This window comes from Ruminococcus sp. MSJ-25 (assembly GCF_018917825.1).
Classification (GTDB): Bacteria; Bacillota; Clostridia; order Oscillospirales; family Ruminococcaceae; genus Hominimerdicola; species Hominimerdicola aceti.
The window spans coordinates 1-12839 of the sequence record NZ_JAHLPI010000012.1 but is presented as its reverse complement, the minus strand read 5'-3'; the positions used below and the strand labels follow the sequence as shown (position 1 = coordinate 12839).

Annotated in this window: 13 protein-coding genes; 12 read left to right on the top strand and 1 reads right to left on the bottom strand. The window is 43.8% G+C overall.

Annotated features, from left to right (window positions below):
• Positions 1 to 27 precede the first annotated feature (27 nt).
• The 3 genes from rpoD to KQH97_RS03420 are packed head-to-tail and all read left to right on the top strand — an operon-like array spanning position 28 to position 2438.
• Positions 28 to 1128, top strand: coding sequence for an RNA polymerase sigma factor RpoD (gene rpoD / locus KQH97_RS03430; RefSeq protein WP_216552744.1), 1101 nt, complete (start codon positions 28 to 30; stop codon positions 1126 to 1128).
• A gap of 16 nt (positions 1129 to 1144) precedes the next feature.
• Positions 1145 to 1603 (top strand): Rrf2 family transcriptional regulator, encoded by a 459-nt coding sequence (locus KQH97_RS03425; protein ID WP_022288277.1) that lies wholly within the window; start codon positions 1145 to 1147, stop codon positions 1601 to 1603.
• Positions 1575 to 2438 carry a glycoside hydrolase family 25 protein gene (locus KQH97_RS03420; protein WP_117939147.1) on the top strand — a complete coding sequence of 288 codons (864 nt, stop codon included), beginning with the start codon at positions 1575 to 1577 and terminating at the stop codon, positions 2436 to 2438. Before KQH97_RS03425 ends, KQH97_RS03420 begins: the two co-directional genes overlap by 29 nt.
• A 113-nt stretch (positions 2439 to 2551) precedes the next feature.
• Here KQH97_RS03420 and KQH97_RS03415 read toward each other — a convergent pair whose 3' ends face one another.
• Positions 2552 to 2800: an AbrB/MazE/SpoVT family DNA-binding domain-containing protein gene (locus KQH97_RS03415; protein WP_022288275.1), complete on the bottom strand. Its 249-nt coding sequence runs from the start codon at positions 2798 to 2800 to the stop codon at positions 2552 to 2554.
• Between the two features lie 206 nt (positions 2801 to 3006).
• Here KQH97_RS03415 and KQH97_RS03410 point away from each other — a divergent pair, with 206 nt between their 5' ends.
• From KQH97_RS03410 to KQH97_RS03370, 9 genes are all read left to right on the top strand, one after another.
• Positions 3007 to 3579, top strand: coding sequence for a nucleoside recognition domain-containing protein (locus KQH97_RS03410; RefSeq protein WP_216552742.1), 573 nt, complete (start codon positions 3007 to 3009; stop codon positions 3577 to 3579).
• Positions 3566 to 4084, top strand: a complete 519-nt coding sequence (locus KQH97_RS03405; protein ID WP_041337233.1) for a spore maturation protein — start codon at positions 3566 to 3568, stop codon at positions 4082 to 4084. Before KQH97_RS03410 ends, KQH97_RS03405 begins: the two co-directional genes overlap by 14 nt.
• Before the next feature lie 67 nt (positions 4085 to 4151).
• Positions 4152 to 5714 (top strand): hydroxylamine reductase, encoded by a 1563-nt coding sequence (gene hcp, locus KQH97_RS03400; RefSeq protein ID WP_216552741.1) that lies wholly within the window; start codon positions 4152 to 4154, stop codon positions 5712 to 5714.
• Between the two features lie 283 nt (positions 5715 to 5997).
• A complete protein-coding gene (locus KQH97_RS03395; RefSeq protein WP_118123592.1) occupies positions 5998 to 7467 on the top strand; it encodes a DUF2130 domain-containing protein in 1470 nt (489 codons plus the stop codon).
• Between the two features lie 30 nt (positions 7468 to 7497).
• A complete protein-coding gene (locus KQH97_RS03390) occupies positions 7498 to 8358 on the top strand; it encodes a YitT family protein (protein WP_216552739.1) in 861 nt (286 codons plus the stop codon).
• 163 nt (positions 8359 to 8521) lie between these two features.
• Entirely contained in the window at positions 8522 to 9403 is an 882-nt protein-coding gene (cdaA, locus tag KQH97_RS03385) for a diadenylate cyclase CdaA (RefSeq protein WP_117876473.1), read from the top strand.
• Positions 9391 to 10662 (top strand): YbbR-like domain-containing protein, encoded by a 1272-nt coding sequence (locus KQH97_RS03380; RefSeq protein ID WP_216552737.1) that lies wholly within the window; start codon positions 9391 to 9393, stop codon positions 10660 to 10662. The genes cdaA and KQH97_RS03380 overlap by 13 nt, the downstream gene beginning before the upstream one ends.
• Before the next feature lie 60 nt (positions 10663 to 10722).
• Positions 10723 to 12315 carry an NAD(P)/FAD-dependent oxidoreductase gene (locus KQH97_RS03375; protein ID WP_216552735.1) on the top strand — a complete coding sequence of 531 codons (1593 nt, stop codon included), beginning with the start codon at positions 10723 to 10725 and terminating at the stop codon, positions 12313 to 12315.
• A gap of 204 nt (positions 12316 to 12519) precedes the next feature.
• A partial coding sequence (locus tag KQH97_RS03370; RefSeq protein WP_216552733.1) for a transposase occupies positions 12520 to 12839 on the top strand: 320 nt, incomplete at its 3' end.

Below are 12839 nucleotides of genomic sequence, written 5' to 3'. Positions count from 1 at the left end.
GTAAAAATTGAGATTGGAGTGTTTGAAATGACAGACAAGAAACAGATACTTGATAACCTTATGGAACACGGCAAAACTACAGGCAAGCTCACTACAAAAGAGATAACTGACGCTCTTGAAAAGCTCGACTATGACGTCGAGCAAATGGACAGCTTCTATGATAGCTGTGCCGCAAATAACATTGAGATAATTGATGATATCATCACCGACGACAGCCTTGACATGGTAAACCCGGAAGACGATCTGGATCAGGACGGCGTTGATATTTCCCTTTCAACTGACGGGATCGCTATCGACGACCCGGTTAAGATCTACCTTAAGGAAATAGGCAGAGTGCCGCTTCTTACCTCCGAGGAGGAGATACAGCTTGCAGAAAAGATGTCTAGCGGCAATGAAAAGGACGCTAAAAAAGCAAGAAAAAGACTGGCAGAAGCAAACCTCAGACTTGTTGTTTCTATCGCAAAGAAATATGTGGGCAGAGGAATGAGCTTCCTTGACCTTATCCAGGAAGGCAACATGGGTCTTATCAAAGCCGTTGAAAAGTTCGACTATACAAAGGGCTTCAAATTCTCCACATATGCCACATGGTGGATAAGACAGGCTATAACAAGAGCGATCGCCGATCAGGCAAGAACTATCAGAATACCTGTACACATGGTAGAAACTATCACAAAGGTAAAGAAAGTATCCTCACAGCTTCTCCACAAGAACGGTCATGATCCGTCACCTGAGGAAATAGCAAAAGAGCTTGATATGAGCGTTGAAAGAGTAAGAGAGATAATGCGTATCGCTCAGGACCCTGTTTCTCTTGAAACACCTATCGGTGAGGAGAAGGACTCACATCTTGGCGACTTTATCCCTGATGATGACGCTCCGGCTCCGGCAGAAGCCGCTTCACTTGTGCTTCTTAAAGAGCAGATAAATCAGGTGCTTTCCACTCTTACAGAGAGAGAAGAGAAGGTGCTCAGACTGCGTTTTGGTCTTGAGGACGGACGTTCAAGAACTCTTGAAGAAGTAGGTCAGCAGTTCAACGTTACCCGTGAGAGAATACGTCAGATAGAGGCAAAGGCTCTCAGAAAGCTCCGTCACCCTAACAGGAGCAACAAGGTAAGAGATTATCTTGACTAAGTTTCGGAGGAAATAAATGTTTATAACACTTGAGGCGGATTACGCAGTAAGAATAGTATCCGTTCTATGCCGCGAAAAAGACAAAATGGACGCAAAGACCATTTCCAATGATGCCTGCGTTACACTTCGATTTGCGCTGAAGATACTGAGAAAGCTTGTTGCGGCTGATATAGTGAAGTCATATAAAGGCACGCAGGGGGGCTATATCATAAATAAAGACCCTGCACAGCTTACCTTGAAAGACGTTCTTGAAGCCATAGAGGGTACATATTATTTTTCAAGATGTCTTTCCCCAGACTGCACCTGCAACAGAGGTGCAGACGGTATCTGCTGTTATCAGAAAGCTTTTAACGAGATATCTGAAATGGTAAGGAACAAGCTTGACACATATACCTTTGCGGAGCTTATCGCAAATTCTGAGGAATTTAACCGAGAGGATACTGCTAATGAAACGCAGCAAGAAATTCAAGCTTGACAAGGAAGCTATAAACAAAATAGACAGCGAGTATGACGATCGTGACCTTTCAAACTACACAAATTACGAGGTCTACGAGGAAGAAAAGCCGCGTCACAGATTTCTGAAAAAGCTCGTAAAACGGCTGATAATACTGTGTGCAGTTGTGCTTGTGATAAACCTTGCGGTGCTTTTGTATACAGGCAGACTGTGGTTCAATGAGCCGAAAAAGCGTGACTATCCAATAAGAGGACCTGTTGTAACAGAGTCAATGGGCGAGATACGCTGGAAGAGTTTTGCTAAGCAGAATATCCAGACCGCCTATATAAGAGCCACCAAAGGCACTACCTTTGAGGACGGTGCGTTCCGTGACAACTGGAACGGCTCAAAGGACACTGATATATCAGTGGGAGCATATCATGTGCTTGAGCTTGATACTGACGGCACTGAGCAGGCAGAGCATTTCATAAATGCTGTGGGCGAGGATCTAAGCGGCAGGCTTATCCCTGCAGTGGAGGTAAGACTGAGAGGACTTTACAGACTTTTGCCCCCTGACTATTATGAAGCCGCAGATAACCTTGCAGACTTCTGCGACAGGATAGAAAAGCAATACGGCGTAAGACCTGTCATATACTGCACAGAACGGACGTACAAAAACATCGTTGCTTCAGACAGCAGATTTAACAAGGACAAGATATGGTATGAGAGCCTGTTTTCAAAGCCTGACGAGGATATGGATTGGACGTTTTGGACTTATACCAACCGTGTAAAATTCTCATTCTATGAAAGCGGCGAATATCTCCACATGACGGTATTTAATGGCAGCGAAGATGATTTCAAAAAGCTTATAATATAAAAAAGCGTGTATGTTTTTTTGCATACACGCTTTTTCTATCACATAAAATAAAAACAGGACAAACACTTTCATGTCCGTCCTGTCTGTTTCATAATATTACTACAAATATGTAATTACTTAGCTTCACCCTTGAGCTCTGCCATACAAGCTGCACAAATTGTCTTGCCCTTGTATTCAACGCACTCTTCACCGCTTCCGCAGAAGATACAAGTTCTCTGGAACTTCTTCAGAATGATCTTGTCATCATCTGTATAGATCTCGATAGCGTCCTTAACAGCAAGGTCGTAGGTTCTTCTGAGCTCGATAGGAAGAACTATTCTTCCAAGCTCGTCAACTTTTCTTACAATTCCTGTAGATTTCATAAAATCAATCCCCTTTAAATTAATTTGAAACACAAAAATAGTATTTCATTTAACATAAATCTTATGATAAACATATTATAACAAACATAATTACATTTGTCAAGCGTTATCACCAAAATTTCACACTTATTGTCAAAGTTTTTTATATATTAACTTGATATGAATACTAACTGAAAGGAGTGTTAATTATATTAAGCGTAATAATTGTGATATTGTCCCTATCCGCCTTGTTATGCGGTTTTCTTAAAGGCGACATGACAGCAGTATCAGTGGCTTCTCTTGAAGGCTGTAACAAAGCGGTGGAGCTTGTCATATACTTGAGTGGCTCGATGTGTCTTTGGGGCGGACTTATGAAGATATGTGAAGAGGCTGGCATAACAGCGGTCATTGCCCGTATGCTATCCCCTGTCACAAGGCTACTATTCAGAGATGCCACACACTGCCCCGAGGTCATGAATGCCGTGACAATGAACCTGACCGCAAACCTTTTAGGATTAGGCAATGCCGCCACACCCTCAGGCATAGCCGCCGTGAAAGCCATGCAGAATCTTCCGCCTGCGGCACGAAAGAAGTGCATTTCTATGCTTGTGGTGCTTAACACAGCTTCCATTCAGCTTATCCCCTCCACCATTGCGGCAATGCGCCTTGAACACGGTGCAGTATCCCCCTTTGACGTAACACCTGCTATCATTTTCTCCTCCCTTATCTCCGTGACCGCAGGCTGTCTTATGGTCTATGCCCTCAACCTCAGAAAGGACGAACGCCATGAATTTCGGTGACATTTTCGTGCCTGCGCTTATGGTTTTTATACTTTGCTATGGGCTTGTGAAAAAGGTGGATATAGTGAACGTGTTCTGCGAGGGTGCGACTGAAAACCTCAAAATCGCCGTGGGGCTGATACCAATGCTCATTCTGCTTATGACAGCAGTGGGAATGTTCACCTCGTCAGGTGCGGCTGATATTATAGCAAAACTGCTCCGACCTGTGACCACTTTTCTGGGCTTTCCGGAAGAGTGCATACCCCTTGCCATAGTCAGACCCATTTCAGGGAGCGGCGCACTCGCCTGCCTTGAAACCATTCTTTCAAGCGTTTCCCCTGACAGCTACAGCGGACGTGTGGCAAGCGTTTTAATGGGGTCGACGGAAACCACATTCTACACCATAGCAGTATATTTTTCAGCCATAAAACAAAAGGCTTATCCCTCGGTATTTGCGGCGGCGTGCCTTTCAGACCTTATGGGATTTGTATTCTCTGCACTGGCTGTTAGGCTGTTTTTCTCATAAAACGCAGGAATAAATTTCACATATCGGTACATAATAGACCTATCACAAATATACGGAGGTCTTACCAATGAAAGATATGTTTTGTTTCCAGTGTCAGCAGACTGCACACAACACAGGCTGTGACGGAAAAGTAGGCGTATGCGGCAAAAAAGCCGACACAGCAGTTTATCAAGACGAGCTTATCGGTGCACTTATCGCCCTTGCAAACGCCGCAGAAAATGGCTCGCCAACTGAAAAAACAGATATGCTCATACTCAAAGGGCTTTTTACGACTATCACGAACGTGAACTTCAATAATGTCACCATAAAACAGCTCACAGAGGAGATACACATTGAGCGAAACCGCATCAACTCTCAGAAGTTTGATGACTACGACATGAAAAAACTGTGGAACGATCATGAGGATATCCGCTCGCTGAAATCACTTATCCTCTTCGGAATAAAGGGTATGGCGGCGTATGCTTATCACGCACAGGCACTTGGCAAAACTGACAGCGAGGTGACAAGCTTTTTCTACAAGGCTCTGCGTGCCATAGGCAGTGAGAACGACCCTGAAAAGCTGTTAGGGCTGGTGCTTGAAACAGGCAATGTGAACCTGAAATGTATGGCACTTCTCGACGCCGCAAACACTGACGCATACGGCGATCCTGTCCCTACAGAAGTTCCACTGACCATTGAAAAAGGGCCTTTTATCGTCGTGAGCGGTCATGACCTGCACGATATGAAACTTCTCCTTGAGCAGACCAAAGATAAAGGAGTGAATATCTACACTCACAGTGAAATGCTCCCTGCCCATGGTTATCCAAAGCTCAAAGCCTATCCGCAGCTAAAGGGCAATTTCGGCACAGGCTGGCAAAATCAGCAGTCGGAATTTCACAATATCCCTGCACCGATACTTTTCACGACAAACTGCATAATGCCTGTCCGTCAAAGCTACTGCGACAGAGTTTTCACCACCTCTATCGTGTCATATCCTGAGCTTGTGCACATTGGCGACGACAAGGATTTTACGCCTGTTATAGAAAAAGCCATTGAGTGCGGCGGCTATGACGAGGACAGAGAAATGACAGGCATGAACGGCGGTCACACAGTAACAACAGGCTTTGCACACAACGCAGTGCTGTCAAATGCCGAAAAGATAATAAGCCTTGTGAAAGAGGGCAGGATAAAGCACTTCTTCCTCATAGGCGGCTGTGACGGTGCGTCACCGAGCAGAAGTTACTATTCAGACTTCGCAAGGCTCACGCCGCCTGACAGCCTTATCCTAACTCTTGCCTGCGGAAAATACCGCATAAACGATATGGATCTTGGCACTATCGACGGCATACCAAGGATACTTGACTGCGGACAGTGCAATGACGCATACTCAGCCATAAAGATAGCCCTTGCACTTGCCGAGGCGTTCGACTGCGGCGTGAACGATCTGCCGCTGACACTTGTGCTTTCATGGTATGAGCAAAAGGCAGTGTGCATACTTCTCACCCTGCTTTCATTGGGCATAAAGAACATCTACCTCGGACCGACCCTCCCTGCATTCGTTTCAAAGGGCGTGCTTGACGTTTTGGTGGATAAGTTCCAGCTTACACCTATCAGCACCCCTGAAGAAGATATAAAGAAAATACTCGGCTAAATTTTCGCAGGAGCGTGATTTTTACATTCCTGCTGAGAGTGCTGAAAAAAAACAAGCAAGCGGGACGTCGAGGGCGCCGTCCCCTACAAATGACGTAGCTATTTTATGTAGGGGCGACCTTTGGTCGCTCGCTAACTGTTGGGCTTTTCAACAAATTGGCAGGAGCGTGATTTTTACGTTCCTGCTTTTTTGTCGTAAAAAAATCTTCTTCATTTCTTGTATAGGAGAATAAAATATGATATAATCATATTAAAGAAAAAACAAAAAATCGGAGGTACATAAAATGTCTGAAATAAAATGTCCCCACTGCGGAGAAGTATTCAAAGTTGATGAACAGGGCTATGCGGCTATCGTGGCACAGGTAAAAACGGCTGAGTTTGATAAAGAGCTTGACAAGCGTGTGGCTGATGAAAAAGACAAGGCTTTGAAGCTTGCTAAGCTTGATTTTGACAGCAAGTATACAAAGGCTGTCAATGATAAGGATATGGAGATACAAAAGCTGAAAGCGGCTGCGGCTAACGGTGAGAGTGAAAAGACACTTGCAGTCACAAAGGCGCAGGAGAGCACAAGAGCCGAATATGAAAAAACGCTTGAACAGCTAAAGGAGCAGATAAGTCAAAACGAAAAGCTTATCGCACAGCTTACCGCTCAGACCAAATCCATGACCACAGAAAAAGAACTTGCCATATCAATGGCTGTGGAGAAAGCAAGATCGCAATTCAACAGCGAAAAGGATAAGCTCAGGCAGGAGATATCCCAGCGTGATATGCAGATACAGCAGCTCAATTCTGAGCATACTCTGCAAATGCAAAAGTCAGAAAATGAATATAAAGCGGAGATAACACGTCTTGAAACGGATATCAAAAATAAGGATACTGAAAAGGCGTTGGAGCTTACCACTGCACTTTCAAAAGTGGAAAGTGAGAAAAATTCCACTATTGCAGAGCTTAATGCACAGATAAAAAGCAAGGACGAAGCTATCGCATACTACAAAGACCTAAAAAGCCGTCTGTCTACAAAAATGGTGGGCGAGAGCCTTGAACAGCACTGCATGAACGAGTTCAACAAGATAAGAGCTACCGCATTCAGAAACGCTTATTTTGACAAGGATAACGACGCAAGCTCAGGAAGCAAGGGCGACTTTATATACCGTGAATGTGATGAAAACGGTGTGGAGATAATATCCATAATGTTTGAAATGAAAAACGAGCAGGACACCACCTCCACCAAGAAAAAGAACGAGCATTTCTTCAAAGAGCTTGACAAGGACAGACATCAGAAAAATTGCGAATACGCTGTACTTGTTTCACTTTTGGAAAGCGACAGCGAGCTTTATAACGCAGGCATCACAGATGTTTCGTATGCTTACGATAAAATGTATGTAGTCAGACCTCAGTGCTTTATACCGATAATCACCATACTGAGAAATGCCGCCATGAATACCCTTTCCTATAAGGAAGAGCTTGAAAAGGTACGCAACGAGAATATCGACATCACAATGTTTGAGCAAAACATCAACACTTTCAAGGAGGGCTTTGCCCGAAACTATGAACTTGCAAGCAGACGTTTTGGCGAAGCTATCACAGAAATAGACAAGTCTATAGCACATCTCACAAAGATAAAAGAAAATCTTATTTCATCAGAAAACAATCTGCGCCTTGCTAATAAAAAGGCTGACGCTCTCACTATCAAGAGCCTTACCAAAAATAACCCTACCATGCAGAAAAAATTTGCTGAGCTTAAAGGAGAATAATTGCTGACATATGAAAGGAGTGGCAAAGCCATGAAAAAAGATATCAGAAAAGACATTTTCACAATTATCGCCGTGACTGTCGCCGCCTTTCTCATGGCGCTAAACACAAAGACCTTTGTAAACACAGGCGGTCTTTACCCAGGCGGAATGACAGGAATGTCCATACTCATACAGCGTGCAGTGAAACAGCTTGCAGGCATAATGCTTCCGTTCAGCATCATAAACATAACTCTGAACATAATCCCCGTGTATATCGGTTTCAGATTTATCGGCAAAAAGTTCACGGCATTTTCCTGCGTGATGATACTGCTCAACAGCTTTTTCACCGACCTTATCCCCGACCACATAATCACCCAGGACGTGCTTCTCATAAGCATCTTCGGAGGAATGATAAACGGCGTTGCCATTAGCCTCTGCCTTAATCGTGGTGCAACATCAGGTGGAACGGACTTTATATCCATTTATCTTTCAGAAAAAAGCAATATGGACACCTTCAATGTTATACTTGGCTTCAATGCGGTCATATTGTGTGTTGCAGGCTTTATGTTCGGCTGGGACAAAGCACTGTATTCTATCATCTTTCAATATGCTTCAACAACCGTTTTGCATATGCTCTACAAAAAATTCCAGCAAAGCACCTTGCTTATCGTAACAAACAAGCCCAAAGAGATAGCAGACGCTATTTATGCAGTGAGCCAGCATGGCGCGACCATACTTGACGGCGAGGGGTCTTATGGACACTGCGAAAGACAGATCGTCTATTCAGTAGTATCAGCGGCACAGACCAAAAAAGTCATACACGCTGTAAAAGAAGCCGATCCGAAAGCCTTCATAAACGAAGTAAAAACACAAAAACTCTCAGGAAGATTTTATCTGCCAAAAGAGAGCTGATATAGAAGCGGGCTGAAAAAGGTCCGCTTTTTATTAAAAAAAATCTTGTTCAACCCTTGTACTTTGCGAAAAAATATGATATACTATTAATATATATAAAATCATCTGTATTTGTTTTGTTTTTTTCATTACATTTACAGAAATTATCGAAAGGGTGTGAACTATGCTTGACAGTATCGCTTATGTTATAAACGCTATTTGGGGCGTTTTTACATCAATAGGTCTTAATGACATTGTCGATATTGCTATCCTCTCCTTTCTGATATTCCACGGCATAAAGCTTATTCGCGAAACAAGGGCGCAGCAGCTCACAAAAGGTATCCTTATACTTATAGGCTGCTACCTGCTTGCAGTATTCTTTAATTTGCAAACTATCAGATTTTTGCTGAAGATCTGCTTCCAGTGGGGCTTCCTTGCTCTTATCATAATGTTTCAGCCTGAACTCAGACGTGTTCTTGAAAAGGTTGGACGAACAAGTCTGGGTGGCTTTAATTTCTTTAGCTCAAGTGACTCTGACGACAACACCGAACATTGGAAAAAAGCTATTGACGCTATATGTGATTCTGCAGCAAGTCTTTCTTCCACCAAAACAGGTGCGCTTATAATCTGTGAGAGAAAGACAAAGCTTGGTGAACAGATAGCTACAGGAACGATACTCAACTGCATACCGTCAACAGCGATATTCGGAAACATATTCTTCCCGAATACACCGCTCCATGATGGTGCTGTAATAATCAGAGACGGAATAATACTTGCGGCAGGCTGTTTCTTGCCAAGACCGCAGAAAGACGAACTTATAAACAAACAACTCGGTTCAAGACACCGTGCAGCTATCGGAATGAGCGAAAACTCTGACGCAATAGTAGTCGTGGTATCTGAGGAAACAGGCAACATCTCAGTTGCCGAAAACGGAGAGCTTACCAGAGGATATTCAAAGGACTCTCTGAAAAGACTTCTGGACAATCGTCTTTTGCCTGAAAAGGACGCTAATTCCATTAGAGAAAATTCTTTTGCAGGAAGGGTGATTTCAAAATGGAAAAAGTAAAAAAGGCTAAAAAAGAAAATCGCCATGGTGCAGACTTTGGTCTGAGAATACTTTCCATAATCATTGCTGTAATAATATGGTTTGCCCTTTCTATCACTCAGTATCCTACAATAAATAAGACTATAACAAACGTTCCTGTTGTGTTCTCACTTGACGGAACGCAGGCAAAAGAAAAAGGACTTTCCGCTCTCAACTATAAGGATATCTCCGTAGACGTTGAGATAAAGGGCATGAACTATGAGATAGGCAGCTATACTGCCGCAGATCTTGTGGCAACTGTCAATCTTGATGACGTAACAAAAGAGGGTACCTACGACCTTGACATTGATGTCAAGTCATCACATTCCACTGACAAGGTAACTGTAGTTTCTGTCAACCCTGACACTGTTTCTGTGGAGTTTGACAGACTTACCACAAAGACTATCCCACTCACCGCAGAAGCCCCGCTCATAAGCGCTGAGGAGGGCTATATCCTTAAAGAAACTACCACATCGCCAAGCGAGATAACAGTTGAAGGTCCGAAAAATGACCTTGACAACATAAGCAAAGCAGTGGCACAGATCTCAAAATCAAAGAAAATATCCGAGGACACGACTATCAATACACAGGATATCGTATTCTATGACGATGACGACAACGTTGTTGATCCATCTAAAATAGAAGTCAAGGATACAAAGTCTGTCGATGTGAATTTTGTTATCTACAAGAAAAAGACAGCAAAGCTAAAGGTAGATATCTCTAATTGTACGGATAATTTTGATGTCAGCTCACTGCCGCTGAAGCTTTCCGAGGAAGAGATATCTGTGGTATCGCCAAATCTTGACGACTCAGATACAGAAACGCTCACTATCGGCTCCATAAACCTTTCAGAGATAAACCTTGCAAAGGTGTTCAGCTTCAAGATCCCTCTCAACTCAGGTGAGATCAATATGAATGGCGATGAAAACGTTCGTGTATCCTTTGACTCAGAGGGATACACCTCGAAGGAGTTCACCATAACATCAGACCATATCATCACAACGGGCAAGCCGTCAGGCAAGTCCACTGAGATAGAAACAAAAAAGCTCACAAACGTCAAGGTCTACGGTCCTGAAGATGTGATAAACAATCTTAAAGACAGCGACTTATACGCTGAGGTCAATCTCAGCGACATAATTGACTCTGGTTCTTATGCTCGAGAGGCTATAATCTATTCGCCGACCTACAACAACGTTTGGGGTTTCGGCAAAAACGAGATACAGATAGTTGTTTCAGACTAATAGAATTTTATCGGGACGATCTATTCGTCCCGATTTTTCGGTAAAAACGCAGGAGGATATATGCCAATAATAGTAAATCAAATAAGTTCCCCCCTTAACGCAACAGAGCAGGAAGTTATCTCCACCGCTCTGAAAAAGCTAGGCAGTGCCTCAAAGCACGCCATAGACTGCGAGATACACAAAAGCTCTCTTGATGCACGAAAGCGAAACGACATTCACTTTGTCCACTCAGTTTTCGTGACACTTGACAGTGCCGACCTTGAAAAGAAGCTTTGTGAGAAGAACACTTCCCTGACCTATGTTGAGCGCAGTGTTTACAAGCCTGTCATATCCACAAAAAAAGCAGAGGGCAAAGTTGTCATTGCAGGTTTTGGACCGGCAGGAATGTTCGCAGGGCTTGCCCTTGCCGAACAGGGATATAGACCGATTATTTTAGAGCGTGGCAGCTCAATGGAAAAACGCACTGGGGCGGTACAGAAATTCTGGCTCACAGGCGAGCTTGACACCAATTGCAACGTGCAATTCGGTGAAGGTGGTGCAGGCACATTTTCTGACGGCAAGCTCACCACACGAATAAAAGACCCTCTTTGCAGATATGTTCTTGAACGCTTCGTGGATTTCGGTGCGCCGAAAGAGATCCTCACAAAAGCTAAACCGCATATCGGCACTGACAATCTGCGAAATATCGTCACGGCTATCCGAAAAAGGATAATAGAGCTTGGTGGCGAGGTAAGATTTGACACTGCCCTCACTGATCTGGCTATCGCTAACGGCAAAGTGCAAACTATATCAGCAGGTGAAAAGGACGAAAAAGTGTCTGCCGTTATACTTGCTATTGGTCATTCCGCAAGGGATACTTTTGAGCTTTTGCAGCGAAAAAACATTTTTCTTGAGCCTAAGCCATTCTCAGTCGGTGCAAGAATAGAACATAAGCAGGCGGCTGTGGACGAAAGCTTATACGGTGACCATGCAGGCAATCCACTGCTTCCAAAGGGTGAATATCAGCTTTCATGGCGTGATAAAAACGGCAGAGGTATTTACACTTTTTGTATGTGTCCAGGCGGTACAGTTGTGCCGTCAGCTTCCGAAAGCGGAGGCACTGTCACAAATGGCATGAGCGAGTTTGCCCGTGACGGTGAAAACGCAAACGCTGCAGTTGTCGTGGCCGTTACCCCTGACGACTTTGGTCACTGCCCACTTGACGGAGTGGCTTTCGCACGGTCTATAGAGCAAAAAGCTTATACTCTCACAGGCTCATATAAAGGCGCAGGCACGACAGTTGGCGGATTTCTTGATGGCAAGCCTGAAATAGCAGGCACAGTTTCACCCACCTATGCACTCGGCTGTAAGGCGACAGAGCTTCGTGATGTATTTCCTAAATTCGTGACGGATATGCTGGAGGGCGGCTTGCAGAATTTCTCACGAAAAATGAAATGCTTCGGCGATAAAGGTGCAATGCTCACCGCACCTGAAACCCGTACAAGCTCCCCTGTTCGCATTACACGAAACGCAGATATGGTTTCCCTGAGCGTGGAAAATCTCTATCCCTGTGGCGAGGGTGCAGGCTATGCAGGCGGCATAATGTCCGCCGCCGTTGACGGTCTAAAAGCCGCAATGCAGATAATGTCAAGACAAGCACCATGTGATAAATAACAAAAAAGGTTGTATACTGTACAAATTTTTGTACAGTATACAACCTTTTTGCTTTGTAGGGGACGGCGCCCCCGACGTCCCGTTTGCATTATTTGTCACCCTATAAACAAAAAAGGGACTGTAAAAAAAGTCCCCAAGAAAAAAGGCTGCGATCTTGCCAAAAAGCAAGACAGCAGTCTTTTTTTGTGGTATAATTAAAGTATCATGAATAACCAACCACAAGAATATTATACACCATATCAATTAAAATTTCCAATAGAAATTGAAAAAATAATTGAAACAACTGACCCGGTATATACATTTTGTGAAGTGATGAATCATATTGACCTGAGTAAATACCTGACGACTGAGGACCGCAGGACAGGCCGTCCAAGATATGAAGAAGAAACTTTGCTGAAAGTAATGCTGTTTGCATTTATGGAAAACGGATACGAATCATTGCGAAAAATAGAAAAACTCTGCAAAACCGATATTCGCTTTATGTGGCTGCTGCAGGATAATCCTCCGCCAAGCCACTCGACAAT

Bases quoted from the DNA above. Each gene is read 5' to 3' on its own strand.
- hcp (WP_216552741.1), top strand. From the start codon at position 4,152: ATGAAAGATATGTTTTGTTTCCAGTGTCAGCAGACTGCACACAACACA.
- KQH97_RS03405 (WP_041337233.1), top strand. From the start codon at position 3,566: ATGAATTTCGGTGACATTTTCGTGCCTGCGCTTATGGTTTTTATACTT.
- KQH97_RS03415 (WP_022288275.1), bottom strand. From the start codon at position 2,800: ATGAAATCTACAGGAATTGTAAGAAAAGTTGACGAGCTTGGAAGAATA.
- KQH97_RS03390 (WP_216552739.1), top strand. From the start codon at position 7,498: ATGAAAAAAGATATCAGAAAAGACATTTTCACAATTATCGCCGTGACT.
- KQH97_RS03420 (WP_117939147.1), top strand. From the start codon at position 1,575: ATGAAACGCAGCAAGAAATTCAAGCTTGACAAGGAAGCTATAAACAAA.
- KQH97_RS03380 (WP_216552737.1), top strand. From the start codon at position 9,391: ATGGAAAAAGTAAAAAAGGCTAAAAAAGAAAATCGCCATGGTGCAGAC.
- cdaA (WP_117876473.1), top strand. From the start codon at position 8,522: ATGCTTGACAGTATCGCTTATGTTATAAACGCTATTTGGGGCGTTTTT.
- KQH97_RS03375 (WP_216552735.1), top strand. From the start codon at position 10,723: ATGCCAATAATAGTAAATCAAATAAGTTCCCCCCTTAACGCAACAGAG.
- KQH97_RS03425 (WP_022288277.1), top strand. From the start codon at position 1,145: ATGTTTATAACACTTGAGGCGGATTACGCAGTAAGAATAGTATCCGTT.
- KQH97_RS03395 (WP_118123592.1), top strand. From the start codon at position 5,998: ATGTCTGAAATAAAATGTCCCCACTGCGGAGAAGTATTCAAAGTTGAT.
- rpoD (WP_216552744.1), top strand. From the start codon at position 28: ATGACAGACAAGAAACAGATACTTGATAACCTTATGGAACACGGCAAA.